General features: G+C 52.0%; 15 protein-coding genes and 4 tRNA genes. 18 read left to right on the top strand and 1 reads right to left on the bottom strand.

Annotated features, from left to right (window positions below):
- The first annotated feature begins 1,351 nt into the window (after window positions 1-1,351).
- Window positions 1,352-2,410 carry a metallophosphoesterase gene (locus tag ACOZ42_RS16720; protein WP_426345393.1) on the top strand — a complete coding sequence of 353 codons (1,059 nt, stop codon included), beginning with the start codon at window positions 1,352-1,354 and terminating at the stop codon, window positions 2,408-2,410.
- Window positions 2,411-3,576: 1,166 nt separating this feature from the next.
- On the opposite strand, the gene ACOZ42_RS16715 is transcribed toward ACOZ42_RS16720, so the two are convergent.
- On the bottom strand, window positions 3,577-4,746 hold the full coding sequence (locus ACOZ42_RS16715; protein WP_426345392.1) for a methionine aminotransferase: 1,170 nt from the start codon (window positions 4,744-4,746) through the stop codon (window positions 3,577-3,579).
- Window positions 4,747-5,572: 826 nt separating this feature from the next.
- Between ACOZ42_RS16715 and mnmG the strand changes: the two genes are divergently transcribed.
- The 17 genes from mnmG to rpoC all read left to right on the top strand — a co-directional run bounded on the left by mnmG (window position 5,573) and on the right by rpoC (window position 24,126).
- A complete protein-coding gene (mnmG, locus tag ACOZ42_RS16710; protein ID WP_240209125.1) occupies window positions 5,573-7,489 on the top strand; it encodes a tRNA uridine-5-carboxymethylaminomethyl(34) synthesis enzyme MnmG in 1,917 nt (638 codons plus the stop codon).
- Window positions 7,486-8,157, top strand: coding sequence for a 16S rRNA (guanine(527)-N(7))-methyltransferase RsmG (rsmG, locus tag ACOZ42_RS16705; protein ID WP_426345391.1), 672 nt, complete (start codon window positions 7,486-7,488; stop codon window positions 8,155-8,157). The genes mnmG and rsmG overlap by 4 nt, the downstream gene beginning before the upstream one ends.
- A gap of 2 nt (window positions 8,158-8,159) precedes the next feature.
- Window positions 8,160-8,975, top strand: a complete 816-nt coding sequence (locus ACOZ42_RS16700) for a ParA family protein (protein ID WP_426345390.1) — start codon at window positions 8,160-8,162, stop codon at window positions 8,973-8,975.
- Window positions 8,976-9,004: 29 nt separating this feature from the next.
- Complete coding sequence (locus ACOZ42_RS16695; protein ID WP_059318442.1) at window positions 9,005-9,943, top strand: ParB/RepB/Spo0J family partition protein; 939 nt, start codon at window positions 9,005-9,007, stop codon at window positions 9,941-9,943.
- 529 nt (window positions 9,944-10,472) lie between these two features.
- Window positions 10,473-10,559: transfer RNA gene (locus tag ACOZ42_RS16690), tRNA-Tyr, on the top strand.
- A 56-nt stretch (window positions 10,560-10,615) separates the two neighbouring features.
- A tRNA-Gly gene (locus tag ACOZ42_RS16685) sits at window positions 10,616-10,689 on the top strand.
- A gap of 38 nt (window positions 10,690-10,727) precedes the next feature.
- A tRNA-Thr gene (locus ACOZ42_RS16680) sits at window positions 10,728-10,802 on the top strand.
- 43 nt (window positions 10,803-10,845) lie between these two features.
- On the top strand, window positions 10,846-12,036 hold the full coding sequence (tuf, locus tag ACOZ42_RS16675) for an elongation factor Tu (RefSeq protein WP_059318443.1): 1,191 nt from the start codon (window positions 10,846-10,848) through the stop codon (window positions 12,034-12,036).
- A 95-nt stretch (window positions 12,037-12,131) separates the two neighbouring features.
- Window positions 12,132-12,207 (top strand) — tRNA-Trp (locus tag ACOZ42_RS16670).
- Window positions 12,208-12,252: 45 nt separating this feature from the next.
- Window positions 12,253-12,633 (top strand): preprotein translocase subunit SecE, encoded by a 381-nt coding sequence (gene secE / locus ACOZ42_RS16665; RefSeq protein WP_426345389.1) that lies wholly within the window; start codon window positions 12,253-12,255, stop codon window positions 12,631-12,633.
- Window positions 12,634-12,642: 9 nt separating this feature from the next.
- Window positions 12,643-13,176 (top strand): transcription termination/antitermination protein NusG, encoded by a 534-nt coding sequence (gene nusG, locus ACOZ42_RS16660; protein ID WP_003800839.1) that lies wholly within the window; start codon window positions 12,643-12,645, stop codon window positions 13,174-13,176.
- Window positions 13,177-13,243: 67 nt separating this feature from the next.
- A complete protein-coding gene (gene rplK / locus ACOZ42_RS16655) occupies window positions 13,244-13,678 on the top strand; it encodes a 50S ribosomal protein L11 (protein WP_003800842.1) in 435 nt (144 codons plus the stop codon).
- Between the two features lie 3 nt (window positions 13,679-13,681).
- The gene (gene rplA / locus ACOZ42_RS16650; protein WP_003800844.1) at window positions 13,682-14,377 is read left to right on the top strand and encodes a 50S ribosomal protein L1; all 696 of its coding nucleotides are present in this window, start codon (window positions 13,682-13,684) and stop codon (window positions 14,375-14,377) included.
- 230 nt (window positions 14,378-14,607) lie between these two features.
- A complete protein-coding gene (rplJ, locus tag ACOZ42_RS16645; protein ID WP_003800845.1) occupies window positions 14,608-15,132 on the top strand; it encodes a 50S ribosomal protein L10 in 525 nt (174 codons plus the stop codon).
- Window positions 15,133-15,211: 79 nt separating this feature from the next.
- Window positions 15,212-15,589: a 50S ribosomal protein L7/L12 gene (rplL, locus tag ACOZ42_RS16640; RefSeq protein ID WP_003800851.1), complete on the top strand. Its 378-nt coding sequence runs from the start codon at window positions 15,212-15,214 to the stop codon at window positions 15,587-15,589.
- Window positions 15,590-15,751: 162 nt separating this feature from the next.
- The gene (rpoB, locus tag ACOZ42_RS16635; RefSeq protein WP_003800853.1) at window positions 15,752-19,864 is read left to right on the top strand and encodes a DNA-directed RNA polymerase subunit beta; all 4,113 of its coding nucleotides are present in this window, start codon (window positions 15,752-15,754) and stop codon (window positions 19,862-19,864) included.
- Window positions 19,864-24,126 (top strand): DNA-directed RNA polymerase subunit beta', encoded by a 4,263-nt coding sequence (gene rpoC / locus ACOZ42_RS16630; RefSeq protein WP_003800854.1) that lies wholly within the window; start codon window positions 19,864-19,866, stop codon window positions 24,124-24,126. Before rpoB ends, rpoC begins: the two co-directional genes overlap by 1 nt.
- Window positions 24,127-24,241 lie beyond the last annotated feature (115 nt).

The raw sequence follows: 24,241 nt of genomic DNA, 5'->3' as shown, positions 1-24,241 counted from the left end.
AAGTGGGTGATTCCGCCGTGCAAGAGGGACGCCACCTGTTCACGCACTCGAGCAATCGCCTGTTTCGCCTTACCTTGACGGCGATCTGCGATTCAAACTCAAGAGTTTGTTGGCTGAAACATCTTGAAAGTTCCAACATGGACAGATTGTCCTATCAAAGTAGAGCGTCGACCAAACGAATTTCCCACTTTCGCCAAAAAGCCACGGTTACTGCCCTGGTCCGGATCATGCAATAAAAAAACGCCAGGATTAGGACTGCCTGCCCAGAACAAACACTGATTTTATAATCAGCACTGAATAAATAAACAGATTTATACGGCAAAATAGCCTGTTCCTCGACAACTTATCAGATCGGTCCTCTCGGGTCGGGTCGGGTCGGGTCGGGTCGGGTCGGGTCGGGTCGGGTCGGGTCGGGTCGGGTCGGGTCGGGTCGGCAAGTAGTTTCCTGCGCAAAACCCAGCCTTCCAACATTTTTATTTGTACTTCAGAATTTTTGCTAATGAGAACAGGTGCTCTCATTAAAAATTTGAAATTTTGAAATTTTGAAAATTAAAAAATAAAAATTCGTTTTCTATAAAAAAATAGAAAACATGAAGACATCTATAAAAATCCTTCTTATTGATTAGCAAGAACATTCACTTTCATAACACGGAAAATAAGATTCTTTACCAAAAAGAAGTCGATTAATAAAAATAAAGCTGAAGAAAAATAAAAAAGAAGATACGGGTTCAATAAAAAAAGACCGCACAAGAACTTCAGTTTGATTAACAAAACAACGATCTTGTCTTGAACAAAACCAATAACAATCGTGATGTATGAACTTATCCACAGAATGGGATTAAAAAGTAATCCACAATCTTATTAACAAATTCGATTAAACCAAAAATGAAAATATCGTTTCCGACAAAATGGTCGGTTAATAAGAAAGTGAATAGTTTGTGGATATTATAAAGGCTTAATCAGTCCCAGAACATGATGCTGTTGATGGGGGGGGTCTCGTTCACCCCGGCACTTCTCGCCAGGGTGGATTCTGCTTAGAAAACCGGTCGAGGACTGAACAAAAAAGCTATATTTAAGGCTGGGACAGGCGTCTGGCCCCTGTGGATAAGCTCCAAGAGGGGTTGCTGTGGACGCGCTGTGGATGAAAGGGGGATAAGTCGCCTGTTTTTCCAGACCCCAAATGTTGTCCAGTTTCGCTCCACCGTCTTCCTCGGGATGGTGCACAGGTAAAAACAGTCGCTAAGTGGATGAAATTAAAGATAAATTTTAGGCTATGCCACTTATCCACAGACACCCATTATCCATTACCAGTTATATATATAGTTATTGTTAAATAAAGAAGCTTTCACCCATGCCCAACTTTCTTGTACAAGCTTTACCTACTGGTTCCTTAGACATCATTGGTGATGTACATGGAGAGTTCCAGGCCCTACTGCAACTGATCGAAAATTTAGGTTATGAGCCTGATGGCTCTCATCCTGAAAACCGTCATTTAATATTCGTTGGAGATTATTGTGACAGAGGGCCAGATAGCCCAGCCGTAATTAATTACCTTAAGTCATTGATTACAAATAAAAAAGCAAAAGGAATTTTAGGTAATCATGAGATCAACCTGCTGATTGATGATGCAAAAGATGGTTCTGGATGGTTTTTTGAAGAACGGTACCGATCAGACTTAAGAAATTACTCTCCATTCAAACGGGTAAAACCTGAAAATAGAGACGAAATTAAAGAATTTCTACGTACATTACCCATTGTTTTGGAGAGAGATGATCTTAGAATCGTGCATGCAGCGTGGAGTAATCCAGCAATTGATACGCTTAGAGCCGTAAAAAGTGACGATTTTCTTGATTATTTCTTTGAATGCGAACATAAAGCGGATAATTATGCAGAAAAAAAAGGAATTCTGGATAAATATCTGCGTGCAAAACAGGACTGGAAAGAAAAAATTGAAGATCCACACGTTTTGATGCCCTTATTGCAGTCCTATATTGACTACGATTTGCTCAAAAATGAGTTCAACCCAATCCGTTTGCTGACCTCCGGAACCGAAGGCCCTGCTAAACAAGCTTTTTTTGCAGGAAATCGATGGCGTTTTTCGGATCGTACCGCCTGGTGGGACAGCTACCTGGACGACGTTCCTGTGGTTTTTGGCCATTACTGGCGTCAGCTGTTTCCTCAGCCAGTTGCGAAAATGTCTAAATATTCCTTATTATTCAAAGACATAGATCCTTTTTCATGGCACGGAGCGAAGAAAAATACGTTTTGCATCGATTACTCCGTAGGGGCACGCTGGCGCGATCGGCATAAAGCCCAGGCGCCTGAAGACTCCGCTTTTCATCTGGCAGCGTTGCGTTGGCCTGAAAAAATCATCATGACCGACACCGGTTTTACTTACCCCACGCGATAAATAAGGCTTTCCGTGCGCTGTTACAATTTTCTTTTCTGTGGATAAGCTCTAGGAAGGGGATTGTGCACAGCGTGTGGATACATAAGGCATAAGTAGGTACTTCTTCGCGCTCTCTAAAAGTTGTTCCTAAACCATCCACTGACAAGCGTCAGATCTATCCCCGTTAAAAAACAGGCTAAGTACTTGTTTTACCAATCTTAAAAGCACTTGTTCGACTTATCAACAGGCATCCATCCAATCATCTTAATAAAAAATTTAAGTGCTTGTTATATAAGATAAGTTCAGCGGTACCCTGACCAGGCTCTTACCCTTTGCAAGTCAAAAGTTCTCGACTAAGATGCAGTCCATGAACAAAAATCACGATCTCGCTCAAGACTGGCTTATGCATGTTTTGCATACAGAAAACTGAGCCAACAGAGCTGAAAAATATTTTTCAAGCCTGTTGAGGATCGGCTTTGTTGTTGTCTTCTGAGGCTTTACTGCAGTATGAGAAAAGCTCAAGGAAAGGGTGTTGGCAGCAAAAAGACCTGTTCTACCGGTAAAAATTGTTTAGCCAAGTATTTGCTTTGGCTTAGGGAGTTGTTGTGCCTGGAGCTTGTACTAGGTCAATCGTGTTTAGACTTTTGACTTATCCACAATTTGTGGGTAAAGCGTCAGTGGCGGTTTGTCACTTGTCACCTGTGTTCGCTTGAGGTCAGTAGGCTGTTTTTTTACACAGTTACGTAGTTGTGAATGTGCTTTCAATATCGAAATAAGTCATTGTTTTATATCTATATTTTTCTTTTTTGTGTTTATTGCTCCGGTTTCATTCGTAAAGCTTGGACTCAACACGAAAAAGCGACTGTATAGCTTAATTTGCTTTTTTCTCGGTGAAAGAAAGGCCATAACTGGAGAAAAAATCAGGTTTACCCCCAAAGTTATCAACAGGGGCTCGTTTGAAGGCTGAGAGGGCTGTTTTACGTTTCTTTATGCATGTGCCACAAAGCGGTGATTTTGTGTTGCGCGCACGATGTTTTGTGCTTCAAGTGGGGAGGCATGTTTCACAAGGCCTGAGCCGCTCCTCTGCATTTGAAGAGATGAGATTTACTGATGTGTACTTGTCCACAAAAATGGGATAAAAAAAACCGCCTGGCGGCGGTTGGTGGTACGGAATAGTTAACGGAGTGCTAGACCTTCTTTAATCGTTCGATTGCTTGGTCCAGGGTTCTGGGCTGTTTGGCAAAGCAAAAGCGCAGCAAACGATGATTAGCCTGTTCGGAGTGTGGATTCAGGTAAAAGGCAGAGACCGGTATTGCGCCTACACCATAGTGTTGGTTCAAGTATTTGGCAAAATCCAACTCAGGTAGATCTGAAATATTGTCATAGCTGGCCAACAGAAAAAACGTACCTTCGCTGGGCATGGGTTTGAAACGGGTGTGCTGTAAGCCTTGGTGTAAATGGTCGCGTTTTTCCTGGTAGAAAGAGGGCAGGCTCTCCCAGGTAGCAGGTTCTTGCATATAAGTCGCTAGACCCGCCTGTAAAGGGCTGGGAACGGTAAAAACTGTGTATTGATGGATTTTTCTAATCTCTGCACTTAGTTCGGCTGGGGCGCAGCAATAGCCAACCTTCCAGCCTGTGGCATGGAAGGTCTTGCCAAAGGAAGAGACGATCACTGCTCGTTCGGCCAGAGAGGGACGGGTCGCCAAGCTTAAATGTTCTCTCTGATCAAAGGTCAGGTGCTCATAAACCTCATCAGACAAAATAATCAAAGGATGCTTTTCTACAATCTGCTCCAGAGCATCCAGATCCTCTGCTCGCAAAATAGTGCAAGTGGGATTGTGTGGAAAGTTGATCACCAACATGCGTGTCTTACTGCTGATTGCAGATTCGACGCGATCCCAATCTACCCGGTAGTAAGGTACAGCTTCACTTGGTGGTGTCATTGGGACGGCGACAGGAATCCCTCCCGCTAGTTCAATGGCAGGGATATAGAGATCGTAGAACGGCTCGATCACAATGACTTCGTCGCCAGGGTGTACGAAAGCCTGGAAACTGGCCATCAATGCTTCGGTGGCACCGCTGGTAACGGTAATTTCTGTCTCTACGTCATAGCGACGGCCATAGCGTGATTGCGTCTTGCTGGCGATAGCGTTGCGTAAAGGCAGGTAACCTGCCATTGCCGGGTATTGGTTAAGACCATCGAGCATGGCCTGGTGGACGGCCTCAATAAGCGCGGGATCAGGATTGAAATCTGGAAAACCTTGTCCCAGATTGATAGCCTTATGTTCCAGAGCCAGCTGACTCATGGTGGTGAAGATAGTGGTGCCCACAGAGGGGAGCTTGGAGGTAATCTGCATGGGTCTACTGATATAAATAATAAGAATGCACCCGCCCTTTAAATTTTCTGGAAAAAGTGGGGTGGCGACGTATCAGACGAATTCCTGAGGAAAATACCATAGATTTCGTATGGTTCCGTTGATCGTGGAACGGCTTGGCTGAGCTGTTTTTACACATGAATATAGCGTGTGCCTATATAGGCCCTGCTTTTCGCTTCTTCACGTTTTTACGGCCTCTTGCAAAGTCCTAGATAACGCTCCTTTTTTCTTGGGATTTTTTCAGCATCGCCGTGCCCCACGGGTATGACAAGGAGAATAAATCTGTGTACCCGCTTTGTCTGTTTCCCTTTTTGCTTGCTCATAGGACGTTTCACAGTGAGCTGTTGGAGCGGGAGAAAGGGAGTAGCGGTAGTGCCGTTTCGTTCAACAATTGCCGAGATTTTATGGTTGTTTCACGTTGGAAGCACTTAGGAAGACATCAGGCGATATTTCATCTTAGGGTTCTGTTATCCACAATTTTGCCACCTGACAGTCAAGCTTCTATACCCATGAGCTGGAGTAGCTGCTCAGATAGCTACTTTTAAGAGATTTAAGAGTGACAAGCCCGCCTTTTATGGCTTCGCTCCATAGCGTCATCCCCTCGAGGATTGGCTTTGTAGCGTTGCTCCGCGTCTCTTGGTCAAGTCCGACTTGAAAAAACGGCCTCTTTCTCCACAAAGTTATCCACAGTGGTATTTACGCAAAAAAGTGTGTTCCACGTGGAACAGATCCAGATTCCAAGTGTTTCACGTGGAACATACCTCGCTGGTAATCGTATAATTGATTTTTATTTTTTAGCTGTTCTGACATGATTTATCCCGAAGAGTTTGACGTTATTGTCATAGGCGGCGGACATGCTGGTACCGAAGCGGCTTTAGCGGCAGCTCGAACCGGCGTGTCTACCTTATTGCTAACCCATAATATGGATACCTTGGGACAGATGTCCTGCAATCCTTCCATCGGCGGGATTGGTAAGGGCCATTTGGTTAAGGAAGTAGATGCATTGGGCGGGGCAATGGCTTTGGCTACCGACCGCGCAGGTATTCAATTTCGCACCCTGAATAGCTCCAAAGGCCCAGCGGTGCGTGCTACTCGTGCACAGGCAGATCGTTCCCTGTACCGCAAGGCTATTCGGGAGGTTCTGCAGAATCAACCCAATTTGATGGTGTTCCAACAGTCGGTCGAGGACCTGATTGTGGAAGGTGATCGGGTGGTCGGTGCCGTGACCAAGATTGGCTTGGAGTTCAAGGCCAAGTCCGTGGTTCTGACGGCAGGTACTTTTTTGAATGGTCTGGTCCATGTGGGCCTGAATAACTATTCTGCCGGTCGGGCAGGGGACCCCCCTTCCATCAGCCTGGCGCATCGCTTGCGGGAACTGCAACTGCCCCAAGGGCGATTGAAGACAGGAACCCCTCCGCGTATTGATGCCAATACCATCGATTTTTCCCGTCTGGAAGTTCAGCCCGGCGATAGTGATCCCATTCCGGTGTTCTCTTATATGGGGGATGTTTCCATGCATCCCCAACAGATGCCGTGTTGGATTACGCATACCAACGAGCGTACTCACGACATTATTCGCTCGGGTCTGGATCGTTCGCCTATGTATAGCGACCAGGGAACGATTGAGGGAATTGGTCCACGCTACTGTCCATCGATCGAAGACAAAATTCATCGCTTTGCGGACAAAAGCAGTCATCAAGTATTTCTGGAGCCCGAAGGGCTGAGCACCACCGAGATTTATCCAAATGGTGTTTCAACTAGCTTGCCATTTGATATTCAGTTAGCTATGGTGCGCAGTCTGCCTGGCTTGGAGAATGCCCGCATCATGCGCCCAGGCTACGCGATTGAGTACGATTATTTCGACCCTCGATCCCTGTATCCCACGCTGGAGACCAAGCAGATTCGTGGCTTGTTCTTTGCCGGTCAGATCAATGGTACGACAGGTTACGAGGAAGCCGCCGCTCAGGGCTTGTTGGCGGGGGTGAACGCGGCCCGTTTAGCCCAGGATAAAGAGCAATGGTACCCTCGTCGTAATGAGGCTTATCTTGGCGTCTTGGTTGACGACCTGATCACTCGCGGTGTCACCGAGCCTTACCGCATGTTCACTTCACGTGCTGAATACCGGTTGAGCTTACGGGAAGATAATGCCGACCAGCGGCTGACCGAAATTGGTCGTGAACTGGGCCTGGTGGATGATGCTCGGTGGGACCATTTCAACCGCAAGCGTGACGCTGTCGCACGTGAAATTGAGCGTTTGAAGGGAACTTGGGTGAACCCTCGCAGTCTGCCTTCTGAGCAAGCCCAAGCACTGTTAGGTAAAAATATCGAACGGGAATATTCCTTTTTTGATTTGCTCAAGCGGCCTGAAGTGGACTATGGGAAGTTAATGGCCGTACTGAACGACCAAGGACTACCCGTAGCGGGACCAGGCTTAGAAGATCCAGTTCATATTGAACAGGTGGAGATTCAGGTTAAGTACGCCGGCTATGTAGCGCGCCAGCAGGATGAGGTGACGCGACAGGCAGCCCTGGAAGAGCAGGGTATTCCAGAGGATCTGGATTATGACGATATCAAAGGCTTGTCGATCGAAGTTCGCCAACGGTTGAAGGCGGCTAAGCCATTGACGATTGGACAGGCCGGACGGGTTCAAGGTGTGACTCCCGCCGCGGTTTCATTATTGTTGGTACACCTGAAACGCAAGCAGAAAAGCAAGCAATCGGCATGAGTGATATGTATTCAAAACGTCTGAATCAGGCCCTGGTAGATCTGGGGCTTGATCAGGACCCCGTACTGGTGCGCAAGCTGCTCGACTACATCAAGCAATTGCAGCGCTGGAACCGTACCTATAATCTGACCGCCTTGCGTGACCCAGATCAAATGCTGGTGCAACATATTTTTGATAGCCTGTCGATTGTTCGACCGTTTCAGAATTATCTGGCCAGTAAAAATCTTCTGACTCAGGAAGCGGTTCGGATTGTAGATGTGGGATCGGGGGCAGGCTTGCCAGGGGTAGTTTTGGCTGCCTCATGTTCCACGTGGAACATTACCTGCATTGATGCGGTCGAGAAAAAAATGGCATTTGTCCAGCAAATGGTTGGGGCATTGGGTTTGCCCAATTTATCAGCCATGCATGTACGGGTAGAGCAGCAGGAACCTTTGCAAGCAGATATCGTAGTTTCCCGAGCTTTTTCTTCGCTGCTTGATTTTGTGAATTTGGCAGGTAGGCATGTTCGTCCAGGTGGGCGCATTGCGGCTATGAAGGGTAAAGAACCCGATCTGGAGATAGCTGCCTTGCAATCCGAAAGCAACTGGCAGGTCGAACGAATTGAATCATTAACCGTACCGGAGCTAGAGGCACAGCGTTGTCTAGTGTGGTTGGTGCAGCAAGGATAATCATGAGTAAAAACGACGTAAAAACTCCCCGTGCCTATGTGTTTTGTATTGCAAACCAGAAAGGTGGGGTAGGCAAGACAACCACAGCCATTAACTTGGCCGCTGCACTTGCTGCCTTGAAGAAAAAAGTTTTATTGATCGACCTGGACCCCCAAGGCAATGCCACCATGGGCAGCGGCATTGATAAAAACAGCCTATCGGGTAATTTGTATCAAGTGCTGATTGGCGATGAAAGCATTGCTAATGTAAAGATATATTCAGAAACAGGTGGTTACGATGTCCTGCCTTCCAACAGGGAGCTCTCGGGGGCTGAAATTGACCTGATTCAGATGCAAGAGCGTGAGCAACAGCTCAAGCAAGCGCTGGCACAGGTCCTGGACGATTATGATTTTGTGTTGATTGACTGCCCGCCTACCTTGTCGCTGCTGACACTGAATGGTCTGGCCAGCGCGCACGGCGTGATTATCCCCATGCAATGCGAGTACTTTGCATTGGAAGGGCTGTCGGACCTGGTCAATACAGTCAAGCGGGTCTATCGCAATATCAACCCGGATTTGCAGTTGATTGGTTTGCTGCGAGTGATGTTTGATGGGCGTGTTACCTTGCAGCAGCAGGTGTCCAACCAGATCGAGACACACTTTGGCGATAAGGTGTTCAAGACAGTAGTGCCACGTAATGTGCGTTTGGCGGAAGCGCCAAGTCACGGCATGCCAGGTATTGTTTATGACAAGAATTCCCGGGGCGCCAAGGCCTATATGGATTTTGGCAAAGAGCTGATCAAACGCTTGAAAAAAGAATCCCGCAGCGACAAGGCATAAGGCACATAAGAATCAATAGGAATGTAAGCATGGCTACACGAAAACCCAAAGGTCTAGGTCGAGGCTTGGATGCCTTGCTCGGCGCAGACGCAGGCGCTATCGCAAGCATAGGAAAGAAAGGCGAAGCGGCAGTGAGCGATGGCCCGCCTTCCACGTTGCCGGTCAAGCTGCTCAAGGCCGGGGTGTATCAGCCACGTACCCGCATGGACGAGGGCGCTCTGAATGAGCTGGCCGAATCCATTCGCGCACAAGGCGTGATGCAACCTATTTTGGTGCGTCCTTTATCCGGTAAGGACAAAGGCAAGTACGAGATCATCGCCGGTGAACGCCGTTTTCGGGCCTCCCAGATTGCGGGCTTGGAAGAAGTGCCGGTTCTGGTTCGGGAAGTGGGCGATGAAAACGCCGCTATCATGGCCCTGATCGAGAACATTCAGCGTGAAGACCTTAATCCGCTTGAAGAAGCACAAGGTGTGAAGCGTCTGCTGGATGAGTTCGGGTTGACCCATGAGCAGGCCGCCCAGGCCATTGGTCGATCGCGTTCGACGACCAGCAATCTGTTGCGCCTGATCAACCTGGCCGAACCTGTTCAGATCATGTTGCTGGCAGGGGATATTGACATGGGGCATGCTCGTGCCTTGCTGGCGGTGGATGCGGCACGACAGATCATGCTGGCCAATGAAGTGATCGCTCGACGACTGTCGGTGCGTGAAACCGAGAAGCTGGTCGCGCGCGCCTTGCATGAGGATGATGAGCCGGCCAGCAAGCAGGCGAACAACAAAGCAAGTCGCAGTGGCGATGTTCAGCGGTTTGAAAAGGTGTTGTCGGACCACCTGGGCACAAAAGTGACCCTGAAGGTGGGGGCCAAGGATAAGGGTCAATTGCAAATCGCTTTTCATGGCTGGGAGCATTTGAATGCCTTGCTGGAAAAGCAGGGCTTGTCGTCCTTGTTGGATCAGACTGACGATTAAGTCTGGCCCGGGCAATGTCGCCATATTTAAAAGCCGACCGCAGGTCGGCTTTTTCTTTGTCTTGTATGTCGTTTGCTCCTGTCTTGCCGGATCAATGGCAGCACGCTTTTGTCGGAAAGGGCTATTCAAGGACGATGAGGTTGGAAGGGCCGTGGAACTGCTGACAGACCAGGTGACTTATCCAATGCCAGGGGCAACTGCTTGCAGAGCGCAGACAGCGCTGAATCCAAAAGCTTGGGCGCAGCGGTAGTTGGAACTAAAAATCTAAAAACAGGCTACAGTATCTTTTGCTTACAAAAAAAAGAGTAAAAATACGAAGAAAATGCGGTGTTTACCCGGATTTCACACCGATTTCCCTTTTTCCAATACGCTCGAAATGAGCCGAAAAGTCACCCTGAAAACGGAGCAAAACCAGAGGAAAAGGGACTTGAATCGCCATTTTTTAAAAAAATTCCGTGAATTATTCAGTTTTCTTGTCAAAAGACTTGACGACATCCTAAAACATGTCCATAATTCGATTTTCGCTTCGGGTGGGATGTCCGAGTGGTTAAAGGAGGCAGACTGTAAATCTGTTGGCCCTGCGCCTACGTTGGTTCGAATCCAACTCCCACCACCAGCACTTTTCTAAAGTTAGCCAGCAAGGCAACTTTAGGAGAGGGTGAAGAAAAGTCTGCGGGTGTAGCTCAATGGTAGAGCAGAAGCCTTCCAAGCTTAAGACGAGGGTTCGATCCCCTTCACCCGCTCCAGGTTTAAAATCTTTAGCCACGCTCGGCTGAAGTTGAATGCCCATGTGGCTCAGTGGTAGAGCACTCCCTTGGTAAGGGAGAGGTCACGCGTTCGATCCGCGTCATGGGCACCACATCTCTCTTCTCTCTATCGTTCTATCCCTTCAGGAGTCTGCCATGGCTAAAGGCAAGTTTGAACGGACTAAACCGCACGTCAACGTCGGTACTATCGGTCACGTTGACCACGGTAAAACCACTCTGACCGCTGCAATCTGCACGGTTCTGTCCAAGGCATACGGCGGCGAAGCACGCGATTACTCGCAGATCGACAACGCCCCTGAAGAAAAAGCACGTGGTATCACCATCAGCACGTCGCACGTTGAGTACGAAACGCCTAACCGTCACTACGCTCACGTTGACTGCCCCGGCCACGCTGACTACGTCAAGAACATGATTACCGGTGCTGCCCAGATGGACGGCGCTATCTTGGTTTGCTCGGCCGCTGACGGCCCAATGCCCCAGACTCGCGAGCACATCCTGCTGAGCCGTCAGGTTGGCGTTCCTTACATCATCGTGTTCCTGAACAAGGCCGACATGGTTGATGACGAAGAGCTGATCGAACTGGTTGAAATGGAAGTTCGTGAGCTGTTGTCCAAGTACGACTTCCCTGGCGACGACACCCCGATCATCAAGGGTTCGGCCAAACTGGCTCTGGAAGGCGACGAAGGCCCACTGGGCAGCCAAGCTGTTCTGGCTCTGGCCGAAGCGCTGGACACCTACATTCCTACGCCTGAGCGTGCCGTTGACGGTACCTTCTTGATGCCTGTTGAAGACGTGTTCTCGATCTCCGGCCGTGGTACGGTTGTGACCGGTCGTATTGAGCGCGGCATCATCAAAGTCGGCGAAGAAATCGAAATCGTGGGTATCAAAGACACGGTCAAGACCATTTGTACCGGCGTTGAAATGTTCCGCAAACTGCTGGACCAAGGCGAAGCTGGCGATAACGTCGGTCTGTTGCTGCGTGGTACCAAGCGTGAAGACGTGGAACGTGGTCAAGTTCTGGCCAAGCCCGGTTCGATCAAGCCACACACGGACTTCGACGCCGAGGTGTACATTCTGTCCAAAGAAGAAGGTGGTCGTCACACGCCTTTCTTCAAGGGCTACCGTCCTCAGTTCTACTTCCGTACAACTGACGTGACCGGCACGATCGAGCTGCCAGAAGACAAGGAAATGGTTCTGCCAGGCGACAACATTTCGATGAAAGTGTCCCTGATCGCTCCTATCGCCATGGAAGAAGGTCTGCGCTTCGCTATTCGCGAAGGCGGCCGTACCGTTGGCGCTGGCGTGGTGGCAAAAATCATCAAGTAAAAAAAGAGTAGTAATTTTAGGCAAAAGAGGTTAATATCCTCTTTTGCCTAAAAGCCAAACATAGCAATTTAACGCGCTATGATTTGTCACGGTATAGGGGTATAGCTCAATTGGCAGAGCGTCGGTCTCCAAAACCGAAGGTTGAGGGTTCGATTCCTTCTGCCCCTGCCACCACAGTCACTCGCCACCATCTCGCGTGGCGTCACTCGTCGGAATATGTCGAATACCAACGTAGAAACCGTTAACCGAGGTTCCGAGCGCATCAAGCTGGGCCTAGCGGTCCTAGTCGTCGCCGCCGGTATTGTTGGCTATTCCGTTCTGGATGGCCAAAATTCACTGGTTCGCGCTGGGGTATTTGTAGTCAGCTTAATCGTTGCCGCATTGATCATCTGGTTTAGCGATACAGGCCGTCGTCTGGTCGCTTTTTCTCGTGATGCCTACACGGAAGTGCGACGCGTCCACTGGCCATCTCGTAAAGAAGCAACGCAAATGACGGGCATCGTCTTTGTGTTTGTTTCCGTTATGGCCATTTTGTTGTGGCTGATTGACAAAGGGCTCGGCTGGATCATTTATGGCCTGTTGCTGGGCTGGAAATAAAGGGCACACATGAGCAAACGCTGGTATGTGGTTCACGTTTATTCCGGCATGGAAAAAAGCGTGCACAAAGCTCTGGTGGAGCGCATTGAACGCGCTGAACTCCAAGAAGCGTTTGGTCGCATTCTGGTTCCATCGGAAGAAGTCGTTGAAGTAAAGAACGGCAAGAAATCAATTACAGAGCGACGTATTTACCCTGGTTACGTCCTGGTCGAGATGGCCTTGACCGACGAAACCTGGCACTTGGTAAAAAGTACGCCGCGAGTCACCGGCTTTTTGGGCGGTTCCGGTAACCGTCCCGCTCCTATCTCCGAGCGCGAAGTGGAAAAAATCCTGTCGCAAATGGAAGAGGGCGTTGAGAAGCCACGGCACAAAGTGCTGTTTGAGGTTGGCGAACTGGTACGCGTCAAGGACGGTCCGTTTGCAGATTTCAACGGTAACGTCGAAGAAGTTAACTACGAGAAAAACAAGGTTCGTGTCACCGTTACCATTTTCGGCCGCGCTACCCCTGTCGAACTCGATTTCGATCAAGTCGAAAAGACCTGATTAATTACAACCCCCGGGAAGCCTGTCGCAGCCTGCGTCAGGCGTCATCACCCGCAAGGAGCTAAGCATGGCGAAGAAAATCGTCGGCTTTATCAAGCTGCAAGTCCCAGCTGGTAAGGCAAACCCATCCCCTCCAATCGGTCCAGCGCTGGGTCAGCGCGGTCTGAACATCATGGAATTCTGCAAGGCGTTCAACGCCCAGACACAGGGTCTGGAACCCGGTCTGCCTATTCCTGTGGTGATCACCGCTTTTGCTGACAAGAGCTTCACGTTCATCATGAAGACTCCTCCAGCAACCATCCTGATCAAAAAGGCTGCTGGCATCAAATCCGGTTCTGCACGTCCTAACGCGGACAAAGTCGGTACGCTGACTCGCGCTCAGGCTGAAGAAATCGCCAAGACCAAACAACCCGACCTGACCGCCGCCGATCTGGACGCCGCTGTGCGTACCATCGCTGGCAGCGCTCGCAGCATGGGCATCAACGTTGAAGGGGTGGTGTAAATCATGGCTAAAGTAAGCAAACGCGCAGCCGCTATTGCTGCCAAGATCGACCGCAACAAGTTCTACCCTGTGGCCGAAGCTCTGGCCCTGGTAAAAGAAACGGCTACTGCCAAGTTTGACGAGTCCATCGATATCGCTGTTCAGCTGGGCATCGATCCCCGTAAGTCCGACCAACTGGTTCGTGGCTCGGTGGTTCTGCCTGCTGGTACCGGCAAGACCGTTCGTGTTGCCGTTTTCGCCCAAGGTGAAAAAGCTGACGCCGCTCGTGAAGCTGGCGCCGACATCGTCGGTCTGGACGACCTGGCCGAACAGATCAAAGCCGGTCAAATGGACTTTGATGTTGTGATCGCCTCGCCCGACACGATGCGTGTTGTGGGTACCCTGGGTCAGGTTCTGGGTCCTCGCGGCCTGATGCCAAACCCCAAAGTGGGTACGGTAACGCCTGACGTTGCTACCGCTGTCAAGAATGCCAAGGCTGGTCAGGTTCAGTACCGTACTGACAAGGCCGGTATCATTCACAGCACCATCGGTCGTGCCTCGTTCAATGTTGAACAGCTGCAGACCAACCTGGTTGCTCTGGTTGATGCCTTGAACAAGGCTCGTCCAGCCGCTGCCAAGGGTGTTTACCTGCGCAAGGTTGCCGTGTCCTCCACCATGGGTGGCGGTGCACGTGTTGAAATTGCATCTCTGACTGCTTAATCCACAGTTAGAAAAAAAGAACTTTGGGCTGTGACCCTGTTTACAGGGTCATTGCTGTCAAAGACCGTTGGAGCAGTCAGGCTGACATAGCTGGCTACTTAATCAGGGCAAATGTCCTATCCAGCGTAGACGGCGCCCGTGGAAGAATTCGTTATAGAACTCGTCCAGGTGCGCCGCATTCGGTTGATGTTGGGAAGCCTTCCCGACATCGTTTGAAGGAGTGTTCAACCGTGAGTCTCAATCGTGAAGAGAAAGCGGTAGTCATCGAAGAAGTCACTGCCGAACTGGCAAAGGCCCAATCGATCATTATCGCCGAGTACCGTGGTCTGGACGTCGCTTCTGCTACCGTATTGCGCAAAAAAGCGCGTGAGTCTGGCGTGTACCTGCGTGTGTTGAAAAACACGCTGGTTCGTCGTTCGCTGACAGGTACCTCGTTTGACGGTATCTCCAGCCAGCTCGTGGGTCCTCTGATGTACGCCATCAGTGAAGATCCTGTGGCTGCGGCGAAAGTCGTTGCAGATTTTGCCAAGACCAATGACAAATTGGTCATCATGGGCGGTGCGCTGCCCAATAGCGTTCTGAGTGCTGATGGTGTTAAGGCTCTGGCCACAATGCCCTCGCGTGACGAATTGCTGGCGAAACTGCTGGGCACCATGCAAGCACCTATCGCTACTTTTGTGCGTACGCTTAACGAAGTTCCCACCAAGTTTGTTCGCGGCCTGGCGGCTGTGCGCGATCAGAAAGAAGCTGCGTAAGCTGTTTTCTTTCAGGAAACTTCGTCGTTGCGAACGACAACCAAACCTGGCATTTACCTAATATCTGGAGTTCTTAAAAATGGCTACTAAAGCTGAAATCCTTGACGCCATCGGCGCAATGTCCGTGCTCGAACTGTCCGAGCTGATCAAAGAAATGGAAGAAAAATTCGGTGTGTCGGCTGCTGCCGCCGCTGTTGCTGTTGCAGCTCCTGCTGCTGGTGGCGCTGCTGCTGCCGCTGAAGAGCAAACCGAATTTACCGTGTTCCTGGCTGACGTTGGCGCAAACAAAGTTAGCGTCATTAAAGTCGTGCGCGAAATCACCGGTCTGGGCCTGAAAGAAGCCAAAGATCTGGTTGACGGTGCTCCTAAGGCTGTTAAAGAAGGCCTGTCCAAAGCTGATGCTGAAGACGCTCAGAAGAAGCTGGAAGAAGCTGGCGCCAAGATCGAGCTCAAGTAAGAGTATCGATAGATGCCCGGGAATGCGTTTCAAGCCTTCCCGGGCTTTTGCGTTTCCAGAAAACCCACGATTTTTAATTAGTATTGTAGAAAGTCGGGTTTTTTAGAGTCGTAAACCAGGGCCGTGGTTGACGGTCCGTGTAACCCTTGAGTCGGAGTGCTCATGCCTTATTCGTACACCGAAAAAAAGCGCATACGCAAGAGCTTCGCCAAACGTGAAGACGTACAGCAGGTTCCTTACCTGTTGGCTACCCAGCTGCATTCTTTCAGAACCTTCTTGCAGAAGGACACGCCGCCTTCGCAGCGTAAGGTTGAAGGCCTGCAGGAAGCTTTCAGTTCCATATTTCCAATAGTAAGCCATAACCAAATGGCGCGGCTAGAGTTCGTGAGCTATACGCTCGGCGAACCGGTGTTCGACGTCAAAGAGTGTCAACTTCGTGGTTTGACCTATGCCTCCCCCTTGCGGGCGAAGGTTCGTCTGGTCCTGATGGACCGCGAGGTGAGCAAGCCTACCGTCAAGGAAGTAAAAGAGCAAGAGGTCTACATGGGCGAAATGCCCCTGATGACCGATAACGGCTCTTTTGTGATCAACGGTACCGAACGAGTCATCGTTTCCCAGCTGCACCGTTCTCCCGGTGTGTTCTTTGAACACGACCGCGGTAAAACGCACAGCTCGGGCAAGTTGCTGTTCTCGGCTCGCGTGATTCCTTACCGTGGTTCCTGGCTGGACTTCGAGTTCGATCCTAAGGACATTCTGTTCTTCCGTATCGACCGTCGTCGCAAAATGCCTGTGACCATCTTGCTAAAGGCCATTGGCCTGACGCCAGAACAGATCCTGGCGCACTTCTTCGAGTTCGATCACATCGAACTGCATCAGGAAGGCGGCAAGCTGCAATTCGTTCCAGAACACTGGAAGGGCGAGGTTGCCCGTTTCGACATTACCGATCGTGATGGTCGCGTACTGGTTGAAAAGGACAAGCGCATCAATGCCAAGCATTTGCGCGACCTGCAAGCAGCCAAGATCGAATACATTTCCATCCCGGAAGATTTCCTTCTGGGTCGTGTGCTGGCCAAGAACATCATCAACGCCGAAACCGGCGAGGTGATTGCCAACGCCAACGACGAAATCACCGAATCCATTCTGGCCGAAATGCGCGCAGCCAATGTGCGTGACTTCGAGACCCTGTACATCAATGAACTGGATCAGGGCGGCTTTATCTCCCTGACCCTGCGCACTGACGAGACGGCGGATTCCAATGCAGCCCGTATCGCGATCTATCGCATGATGCGTCCCGGCGAGCCACCAACCGAAGAAGCGGTTGAGGCCCTGTTCAACCGTCTGTTCTACAGCGAAGAGTCCTACGACTTGTCGCGTGTGGGTCGCATGAAGGTCAACAGCCGTCTGGGTCGTGGTGACAGCATTGAAGGGCCCATGACCCTGACCGACGAAGATATTCTGGACACCATTCAGGTGCTGGTGAATCTGCGTAACGGCCGCGGTCAGATCGACGATATCGATCACCTGGGTAACCGTCGTGTTCGTTGCGTGGGCGAATTGGCCGAGAACCAGTTCCGCGCCGGTCTGGTGCGTGTGGAGCGTGCTGTTAAGGAACGTCTGGGCCAGGCCGAGACCGAAAACCTGATGCCGCACGATCTGATCAACTCCAAGCCTATCTCTGCGGCCGTCAAGGAGTTCTTCGGTTCCAGCCAGCTGTCGCAATTTATGGACCAAACCAACCCGCTGTCCGAAATCACGCACAAGCGTCGTGTTTCGGCTCTGGGCCCCGGTGGTCTGACGCGTGAACGTGCGGGCTTTGAGGTGCGCGACGTGCACCCCACCCACTACGGTCGCGTGTGCCCGATTGAAACGCCTGAAGGTCCAAACATTGGTCTGATCAACTCCATGGCGCTGTACGCTCGTCTGAACGAGTACGGCTTTCTGGAAACACCGTACCGCAAGATTGTTGACGGTAAGGTCAGCGAGCAGATCGATTACCTGTCGGCCATTGAAGAAAGCAATTACGTTATCGCTCAGGCTAACGCCGAGTTGACCGAAGACGGTGCTTTTGCAGATGATCTGGTTGCCTGCCGTGAGGCGGGTGAAACCATGATGACGGCGCCAGAGAACATCCATTACATGGACGTGGCTCCGTCGCAGATCGTGTCTGTGGCTGCGTCGCTGATTCCGTTCCTGGAGCACGATGACGCCAACCGAGCACTGATGGGCGCCAACATGCAGCGTCAGGCAGTTCCTTGCCTGCGCCCTGAGAAGCCTCTGGTCGGTACCGGTATCGAACGTACGGTAGCGGTTGACTCGGGTACGACCGTACAAGCCCGTCGTGGCGGTGTGGTGGTGGACGTTGATGCACAACGCGTGGTTATTCGCGTGCACGATGACGAGAACGTGGCAGGTGAGGTCGGTGTAGATATCTACAACATGACCAAATACACCCGTTCCAACCAGAACACCAACATCAACCAGCGTCCTATCGTCAAACGTGGCGATATCGTGGCGCGTGGTGACGTGCTGGCTGACGGCGCATCGACTGACCTGGGCGAATTGGCGCTGGGTCAGAACATGCTGATCGCCTTTATGCCCTGGAACGGCTACAACTTCGAGGACTCGATTCTGATCTCCGAGAAGGTCGTGGCTGACGATCGCTACACGTCGGTTCACATTGAAGAACTGACGGTGGTTGCCCGTGACACGAAGCTGGGACCTGAGGATATCACTCGCGATATCAGCAACCTGTCCGAAATTCAGCTGAACCGTCTGGACGATTCCGGCATTGTGTACATCGGCGCCGAAGTGCGTGCCGACGACGTGCTGGTCGGTAAAGTGACACCCAAGGGTGAAACTCAGCTGACCCCAGAAGAAAAGCTGCTGCGCGCCATTTTTGGTGAAAAAGCCTCCGACGTTAAAGACACCTCCCTGCGCGTGCCTTCGGGTATGGTCGGTACGGTGATCGACGTCCAAGTCTTTACCCGTGAAGGTATCGAGCGTGACAAGCGCGCCCAGTCCATCATTGACGATGAACTGCGTCGCTACCGTCAGGACCTGAACGACCAGCTGCAAATCGTTGAAGACGACGCCTTTGACCGTGCCTTGAAGTTCTTGGTCGGTAAAACCGTCAACGGTGGTCCCCGCAAGCTGCCCAAGGGCACTGAGCTGACCGCTGAATACCTGAACGATCTGGATCGCTGGCAGTGGTTCGACATCCGTCTGGCTGACGAGCAGCATGCACTGGTGCTGGAGCACACCAAGGAATCCTTGGAGCAGAAGCGTCACCAGTTCGACTTGGCTTTTGAAGAAAAGCGCAAGAAGCTGACCCAAGGCGACGAACTGCCTCCTGGCGTGCTGAAAATGGTCAAGGTATACCTGGCTGTTAAGCGTCGTCTGCAGCCTGGTGACAAGATGGCCGGTCGTCACGGTAACAAGGGTGTGGTTTCCCGCATCGTTCCCGTGGAAGACATGCCGCACATGGCTGACGGTACCCCCGTGGACATCGTGCTGAACCCGCTGGGTGTGCCTTCGCGTATGAACGTGGGTCAGGTTCTGGAAGTGCACCTGGGTTGGGCTGCCAAGGGTATTGGCCACCGCATCAACGACATGATGCAAGAGGAAAAGAACGTGCAGGTTTCCGAACTGCGTGCGTTCCTGGACAAGGTCTACAACACGACCGGCAAGAAAACTCGTATTAACGAGTTGACTGACGAGGAAGTGATGAACCTGGCCACCAACTTGCAAAAAGGTCTGCCTCTGGCCACCCCCGTGTTCGACGGTGCCACCGAACAGGAAATCGACCAGATGTTGCGTCTGGCCTATCCTGACGATATCGCCGAGAAGCTGCAGCTGGCACCCCACCGCACCCAGGTCCGCCTGTTTGACGGTCGTACCGGCGAAGCCTTTGAACGCATGGTCACCGTAGGCTACATGCACTACCTGAAGCTGCATCACCTAGTCGATGACAAGATGCACGCCCGTTCCACCGGCCCATACTCGCTGGTTACTCAGCAGCCGCTGGGTGGTAAGGCGCAGTTCGGTGGTCAGCGCTTCGGGGAGATGGAAGTCTGGGCGCTGGAAGCCTATGGCGCCGCCTACACCCTGCAGGAAATGCTCACGGTTAAATCCGACGACATCGCCGGCCGTACCAAGGTCTACGAGAATATTGTCAAGGGTGACCACGTGATCGACGCCGGTATGCCGGAGTCCTTTAACGTTCTGGTCAAGGAAATCCGTTCCTTGTCCCTGGACATGGATTTGGAGCGTAAATAATGAAAGCGCTACTCGATCTCTTTAAACAAGTCACTCAGGACGAGCAGTTCGATGCCATCAAGATCGGCATCGCCTCGCCCGAGAAAATCCGGTCCTGGTCTTTCGGCGAAGTCCGCAAGCCAGAGACCATCAACTATCGCACTTTCAAACCTGAGCGTGATGGTCTGTTTTGCGCCAAGATTTTTGGTCCCATCAAGGACTACGAATGCTTGTGCGGCAAGTACAAGCGTCTGAAGCATCGTGGCGTCATTTGCGAGAAGTGTGGCGTTGAAGTCACCGTCTCCAAAGTACGTCGCGAGCGTATGGGTCACATTGAACTGGCCTGCCCGGTTGCTCACATCTGGTTCCTGAAGAGCCTGCCATCCCGTCTGGGCATGGTGCTGGACATGACCCTGCGTGACATCGAGCGCGTGCTGTACTTTGAAGCCTGGTGCGTGATCGAACCTGGTATGACCCCGCTCAAGCGCGGTCAGATCATGTCCGACGACGATTTCCTGGCCAAGACCGAAGAATACGGTGACGACTTCCACGCCCTGATGGGTGCGGAAGCCGTGCGCGAACTGCTGCGTACTATCGACATCGATCGCGAAGTCGAGCGCCTGCGTGCCGAACTGAAAGCCACTGGCTCGGATGCCAAGATCAAGAAGATCTCCAAGCGTCTGAAAGTGCTGGAAGGCTTCCAGAAATCCGGCATCAAGCCAGACTGGATGATCATGGAAGTGCTGCCCGTGCTGCCACCGGACCTGCGTCCGCTGGTACCACTGGACGGCGGCCGTTTTGCGACTTCCGACCTGAACGATCTGTACCGCCGCGTCATCAACCGTAATAACCGTTTGAAGCGTCTGCTGGAACTGAAGGCTCCGGACATCATCTTGCGCAACGAAAAACGTATGCTGCAAGAGTCCGTGGACTCCTTGCTGGATAACGGTCGTCGCGGCAAAGCCATGACCGGCGCCAACAAGCGTCAACTCAAGTCCCTGGCCGACATGATCAAGGGCAAGAGCGGTCGTTTCCGTCAGAACCTGCTGGGCAAGCGCGTGGACTACTCCGGTCGTTCCGTGATTGTGGTGGGTCCTCAGTTGAAGCTGCACCAGTGCGGTCTGCCCAAGCTGATGGCGCTGGAACTGTTCAAGCCTTTCATTTTCAATCGTCTGGAATTGATGGGTCTGGCTACGACCATCAAGGCAGCCAAGAAGCTGGTGGAAAGCCAGGAACCGGTCGTGTGGGACATCCTCGAAGAGGTGATCCGCGAGCATCCCGTGATGCTGAACCGTGCGCCTACGCTGCACCGTTTGGGTATTCAGGCTTTTGAACCGGTCCTGATTGAAGGTAAAGCGATTCAGCTGCACCCCTTGGTGTGTGCCGCCTTTAACGCTGACTTTGACGGTGACCAGATGGCCGTTCACGTGCCGCTGTCGCTGGAAGCCCAGCTGGAAGCGCGCACCCTGATGCTGGCCTCCAACAATGTGCTGTTCCCCGCCAACGGCGAACCTTCCATTGTTCCTTCCCAGGATATCGTGTTGGGTCTGTACTATGCGACCCGCGAACTGGTGAACGGCAAGGGCGAAGGCTTGTTCATGGCCGACGTGGCTGAAGTTCAGCGCGCCTATGACAACAAGGAAGTCGAGCTGCAAACTCGTCTGACCGTCCGTATCGAAGAATTCGAGAAGGGCGAAGACGGTGAGTGGGTCAAGACCATCAAGCGTTACGAGACGACGGCTGGCCGTGCCTTGCTGTCCGAAATTCTGCCCAAGGGCATGCCTTTCAGCGCCTTGAATCGTGCGTTGAAAAAGAAAGAAATTTCGCGCCTGATCAACCAGTCTTTCCGTCGCTGCGGCCTGCGTGCCACTGTGATTTTTGCCGACAAGTTGATGCAGTCCGGTTTCCGTCTGGCAACCCGTGGCGGCATTTCCATCGCCATGAACGACATGGTGGTGCCTGCTGTCAAGGAAAGCATCCTGGCCCAGGCGAGCAACGAGGTCAAAGAAATTGACAAGCAGTACTCCTCGGGTCTGGTGACCGCTCAGGAACGCTACAACAACGTGGTGGACATCTGGGGTAAAGCCGGTGACCGCGTGGGCAAGGCCATGATGGAGCAACTGGCTTCCGAGCCAGTGATCAACCGTTTTGGTGAAGAAGTACGTCAAGAGTCCTTCAACTCCATCTACATGATGGCGGACTCCGGTGCTCGTGGTTCGGCTGCACAGATTCGTCAGCTGGCCGGTATGCGTGGTCTGATGGCCAAGCCTGATGGCTCCATTATTGAAACGCCTATTACCGCGAACTTCCGTGAAGGTCTGAACGTACTGCAGTACTTTATTTCGACTCACGGTGCGCGTAAGGGTCTGGCCGACACGGCCTTGAAGACGGCTAACTCCGGTTACCTGACGCGTCGTCTGGTCGACGTGACGCAAGATCTGGTCATTACCGAAGACGATTGCGGCACCAAGGGCGGCTACACCATGAAAGCCATCCTGGATGGTGGTGAGGTTATCGAGCCCCTGCGCGATCTGATTCTGGGCCGTGTCGCTTCGACCGATATCGTCAATCCTGACAATCAGGAACTGGTCATCCCCGCCGGCACCTTGCTGAACGAGGACCTGGTCGACCTGATCGACAATCTGGGTATTGATGAAGTCAAGATCCGTACTCCGCTGACTTGCGAAACCCGTCACGGTTTGTGCGCAAGCTGCTACGGTCGTGATCTGGGCCGCGGTATGCTGGTTAACCGTGGTGAAGCTATCGGTGTTATTGCTGCTCAGTCCATCGGTGAACCGGGTACCCAACTGACCATGCGTACGTTCCACATTGGTGGTGCGGCTTCGCGTGCAGCGCTGGCAAGCTCGGTGGAAACCAAGACGGCTGGTACGGTCGGCTTTGAAATCGGTCTGCGCTACGTGACCAACGCCAAGGGCGAACGTGTTGCGATCTCCCGTTCCGGTGAAATCGTCATTTTTGACGACAACCGCCGCGAGCGCGAACGCCACAAAGTGCCTTACGGTGCCACCATTACGGTGGGCGATGGCGAAGCGATCAAGGCTGGTCAGCGCCTGGCTAGCTGGGACCCGCTGACCCGTCCTATCGTGTCCGAGTACACAGGTACCGTTCGCTTCGAGAACATCGAAGAAGGCGTGACCGTGGCTCGTCAGGTGGACGAAGTAACCGGTCTGTCGACTCTGGTTGTGATCACTCCCAAGACACGTGGTGGCAAGATCACCATGCGTCCACAGATCAAGCTGCTGAACGAGCAAGGTCAGGAGATCAAGATCGCGGGTACCGATCACATGGTCAATATCTCCTTCCCGGTGGGCGCGCTGATTACCGTTCGCGACGGTCAGCAAGTGTCCGTGGGTGAGATTCTGGCGCGTATTCCTCAGGAATCGCAAAAGACTCGGGATATTACCGGTGGTCTGCCACGTGTGGCTGAACTGTTCGAAGCTCGTTCGCCCAAGGACGCCGGTCTGCTGGCCGAAGTTACGGGTACGGTTTCCTTCGGTAAAGACACCAAGGGCAAACAGCGTCTGGTTATTACCGACCTGGACGGCGTCAGCCACGAGTTCCTGATTCCGAAGGAAAAACAGGTCCTGGCTCACGACGGTCAAGTGGTGAACAAGGGCGAGATGATTGTGGACGGCCCAGCCGATCCGCACGACATCCTGCGCTTGAAGGGTATCGAGAAGCTGGCTAACTACATTGTTAACGAAGTGCAGGACGTCTACCGTCTGCAAGGTGTGAAGATCAACGACAAGCACATTGAAGTGATTGTTCGTCAGATGCTGCGCCGCGTGAACATTGTGGATGCCGGTGATACCAACTTCATCACGGGTGAACAGGTTGAACGCTCCGAACTGCTGAACGAGAACGATCGCGTCCTGGCTGAAAACGGTATCCCTGCTACGTACGAAAACGTACTGCTGGGTATTACCAAGGCTTCGCTGTCGACCGACTCCTTCATCTCGGCGGCTTCCTTCCAGGAAACCACTCGCGTGTTGACCGAAGCGGCCATTATGGGCAAAACCGACGATCTGCGTGGTCTGAAAGAAAACGTGATCGTGGGCCGTCTGATTCCTGCTGGTACCGGTATGGCTTTCCATTCCGCTCGCAAGGAAAAAGAAGCCTTTGAAATGGCAGAGCGCAAAGCAGCCCGTGAACTGGAGAACCCATTCGCGTCGGCTCCTGAGCCTTCGGACGATCCCGTCTTTGTGTCGGGTGCGACCGAGCCTGAGCAGCAGCCTCAAGCCCCTGAAGGCGAACAGGAATAAACGACCATGCAGGATTCCCACCCGGCTTACACAGGGGGTGGGGAACCAGCAGGATAGTCGGCATATAACTGGATCGCCCAGTAAAAAACCCCACATGGCTTTGCCACGTGGGGTT

The sequence above is a fragment of the Alcaligenes sp. HNGD-HTN06 genome, from assembly GCF_049932565.1.
Classification (GTDB): Bacteria; Pseudomonadota; Gammaproteobacteria; order Burkholderiales; family Burkholderiaceae_B; genus Alcaligenes; species Alcaligenes ammonioxydans.
This window is presented reverse-complemented; position numbering and strand designations above follow the sequence as displayed.